The organism is Acinetobacter sp. YH01018 (assembly GCF_013420295.1).
Classification (GTDB): Bacteria; Pseudomonadota; Gammaproteobacteria; order Pseudomonadales; family Moraxellaceae; genus Acinetobacter.
On the sequence record NZ_VOYL01000097.1, the window covers coordinates 1 to 3,753 of the forward strand.

Here is a 3,753-nt window from a genome sequence, read left to right on the forward strand (position 1 = left end):
GCGACTCATGAGTGCTCGGTTATATGCGGGCCAATTGGTTGTGCGGTAGATTTTGTGTGTAGGCTTCTTCATTTGAAAATTATATCGCTGAAAAAGCCTTTACAGATAGGTTTGTGCAACAAAGCCACTCAACAGTGAATCATCCTAGAGCATAAACAATGTTATTTTCCAGGCTTAAAGCTGTCTTTTAAGTCCAGAATACGGTTAAACACTGGTTTTTCTGCCGTGTGATCATATTGATCTGCAACGAAATAACCTTCACGTTCAAACTGGAAGCGGTCTTCAGGCTTCGCTTCAGCTAAAGCCGGTTCAATCACCGCTTGAACCACTTTGAGTGATTCAGGATTTAAGTTGGCAAGGAAGTCATCACCCACTTCCGGATCAGATTCAGTGAATAAACGGTCGTAGATACGCACTTCTGCAGGCACACCTTGGGTTGCAGATACCCAATGAATAACGCCTTTCACTTTACGACCTTCCGGATTTTTGCCTAAAGTTTCAGGGTCAATTGAACATTTCAGTTCAACCACTTCACCATTGGCATCTTTAATCACTTCATCACACTTGATCACATAAGCATGGCGTAAACGTACTTCGCCTTCTGGAATTAAGCGTTTAAAGCCTTTAGGCGGTACTTCTTCAAAGTCTTTACGGTCGATGTAAATTTCAGACGTTAATGGAATGATACGATCACCCATCTCAACGTTCGGATGACGTGCATGACTCAGGTTCATTGCTTCAGGCAGGTTAGTCAAAGTCACTTTCAATGGATTCAACACCGCCATGCCACGTGCAGCGGTATTTTCCAAAGACTGACGGATGCAGTATTCCAGCATAGCAACATCGACAATACCGTCAGACTTGGAAACACCCACGCGTTTACAGAAATCACGCAAACCTTCAGGCGTGAAACCACGGCGGCGCATCCCTACAACGGTTGGCATACGTGGATCATCCCACCCTTGTACAAAGCCACCTTCTACCAGTTTACGCAGTTTACGTTTAGAGGTAATGGTGTAATCGACATTTAGACGGCTTGATTCGTACTGACGTGGAACAGCTGGAGATTTAACTTTCTCGATAACCCAGTCATAAAACGGACGGTGATCCTGGAATTCCAAAGTACATAAAGAGTGAGTCACACCTTCAATGGCATCAGATAATGGATGCGCATAGTCGTACATTGGATAGATTTTCCATTTATCGCCAGTCTGGTGATGAGCAGAATGCAGAATTCGATACAGGATCGGATCACGCATATGCACGTTTGGAGAAGCCATATCAATCTTGGCACGCAATACAGCCTGACCTTCACCCAGCTCGCCATTACGCATTTGTTCAAAACGCACCAGGTTTTCTTCTACAGTCGCGTCACGGAATGGAGAGTTTTTACCTGGTTCTACAAATGAACCACGGTTTAACTTGATTTCTTCAGGTGTTTGTAAATCTACATAAGCATCGTCCTGTTCAATCAGTTGTACTGCCCATGTGTACAGTTGATCAAAATAGCTAGATGCATAGCGAGGTTCACCGTTCCAGTTAAAACCGAGCCATTTTACGTCGTTGGCAATCCCATCCACATATTCTTGTTCTTCTGCGTCCGGATTGGTATCGTCAAAACGCAGGTTACATACGCCATCAAATTCTTGTGCAATACCAAAGTTCAAACAAATCGCTTTCACGTGACCAATGTGTAAATAACCATTCGGTTCTGGTGGAAAACGCGTGATCACTTGCTGTGTAAGGCCTGCTGCCAAATCGTCAGTAATGACCTGACGTACAAAGTCTAAGCCCGGCTGTTGTTCTTGCTGCGCAGCATCGACAGGTTGATTACTTGTTGTCGGGTTATTTGGCAGGGATGAAACAACATCATTCGGCTTCATAGTTGATAAATCACTTCTATAAGATAAAATAGGATAATTAAAACGCTTTTCTGGTTTTTTTAACAAAGAAAATAACGTTTTCGCTTGCCTTGTAGTTTACAGTTTGCTTATGCTTCTCTCAACCAAAAACCCATGGCTTTTTTGTCCATGATCAGGAGATTATAGAATGAGTTTTCCTCAAGTCGAATTAAACACCAATAAAGGACGTATTGTTCTTGAACTTAATTCAGAAAAAGCACCTAAAACTGTGGCTAACTTCCTGGAATATGTTCGTGATGGTTTTTATGATGGCGTAATTTTCCACCGTGTAATTGACGGTTTCATGATCCAGGGCGGTGGCATGGATGAAAATTTCAAAGAAAAAGCAACGCGTGATTCAATTGAAAACGAAGCAGACAACGGTTTAAGCAATGATGAAGGTACCATCGCAATGGCGCGTACCCAAGCTCCTCATTCAGCTTCTGCTCAGTTCTTCATTAACGTGAAAAACAACTCTTTCCTTAACCACACTGGTAAAACAGCTCAAGGTTGGGGTTATGCCGTATTTGGTAAAGTAGTTGAAGGTATGGATGTCGTTGCTGATATCAAAGGCGTTCGCACAGGTAACCGTGGCTACCACGCTGACGTTCCTCTAGAGAACGTTGTGATTGAATCTGCAAAAATCATTTCTGAATAAAGAACGTCCTCTCCGTCTTTAATGAGTTTTAAAGCAGTGCTTTAAAACGGAATAATGTTAAGGATATAGTTCCTCTATCCAATAGATGGACTTTGAGAGGAAGTATTAAGGAAAATACGTGACCTATCTGTTTATCTCTGATTTACATTTGTCACCTGAACACCCTCGACTCGTTCGGGGGTTTTTGGATTTATTAGACAGTTATAAAGATAAAAATACCCAGCTTTATATTTTGGGTGACTGGTTTAATGCTTGGATTGGTGATGACTATACAGCCCCCTGGCTAGATGACATTGTCCATGCCCTGCAAAAGTTTCATCATGCCGGCAATCAGATATATTTTCTGGCTGGCAACCGCGATTTTGCTTTAGGCAAAAAATTCTTAAAACAATTCAATGGCACATTGCTGTCCGAACCGGCCATTTTAAAAATATCCGACACCACATACCGTTTAGAACATGGTGATCTGCTCTGCACAGACGATGTGTCCTACCAAAAATTCCGCAAGATCATTCGTAATCCATTACTTTTAGGTTTTTTAAAACGCATGCCTTTAAGTTTTCGGCAACAACTGGCTAATGGTTTCCGTAAAAAAAGTGCTGAAACCAAACAGATGAAGTCTTATGACATCATGGATGTAAATCAGTTCGCGGTGAAAGTTGCCTTAGAACATATTGACGTACTGATTCATGGCCATACTCATCGTTCTGCAATACATGATATTCAGGGTAAGAAACGGATTGTGCTAGGTGACTGGCGCGAACATTCGGCACAGATTTTAGAGATCAATCCTGCACATAAAAATGTAAAATTAGAATTAAAGACTTGGGCTTATTAAATATAAATTTTCATAATTAACTTTTATAACTTGACTATGTCATTCACAATCTGTCGAGAACTAGGCTGTAATGTTTCTGCGATGAAAAAAATTTAGCTGACCAAAAATAAAACAGGCTTTGTGAATGACAAATGCCTTTGGTCTTACCAAGCAATGCTTTTCAAGGCAAAATAAAGCAGCACATAGAACTCCTGACCTCACAATTACAGCTGGTAGGAGTCCATCAGGTAGGGACTGTTCTAAATTTTGTGTAAGTACTTAATTTTCATTTATCCTACTGAGGATAATAAAAAGAGGTACTTCACATGGATGAAGCTACAATCAAAAGTATGGCAGCTGAATTAGCTAAAGGTTTA

The 3,753-nt window shown here is 41.2% G+C and carries 3 protein-coding genes; 2 read left to right on the forward strand and 1 reads right to left on the reverse strand.

Going from position 1 to position 3,753, the window contains the following annotated elements:
- Positions 1-161 precede the first annotated feature (161 nt).
- Positions 162-1,883, reverse strand: a complete 1,722-nt coding sequence (locus FTT83_RS15595; protein ID WP_180176834.1) for a glutamine--tRNA ligase/YqeY domain fusion protein — start codon at positions 1,881-1,883, stop codon at positions 162-164.
- Between the two features lie 166 nt (positions 1,884-2,049).
- Between FTT83_RS15595 and FTT83_RS15600 the strand changes: the two genes are divergently transcribed.
- Both FTT83_RS15600 and FTT83_RS15605 read left to right on the forward strand, forming a co-directional pair.
- Positions 2,050-2,559 carry a peptidylprolyl isomerase gene (locus tag FTT83_RS15600; protein WP_166168257.1) on the forward strand — a complete coding sequence of 170 codons (510 nt, stop codon included), beginning with the start codon at positions 2,050-2,052 and terminating at the stop codon, positions 2,557-2,559.
- 118 nt (positions 2,560-2,677) lie between these two features.
- Positions 2,678-3,397, forward strand: a complete 720-nt coding sequence (locus FTT83_RS15605; protein WP_180044606.1) for a UDP-2,3-diacylglucosamine diphosphatase — start codon at positions 2,678-2,680, stop codon at positions 3,395-3,397.
- Positions 3,398-3,753: the final 356 nt, after the last annotated feature.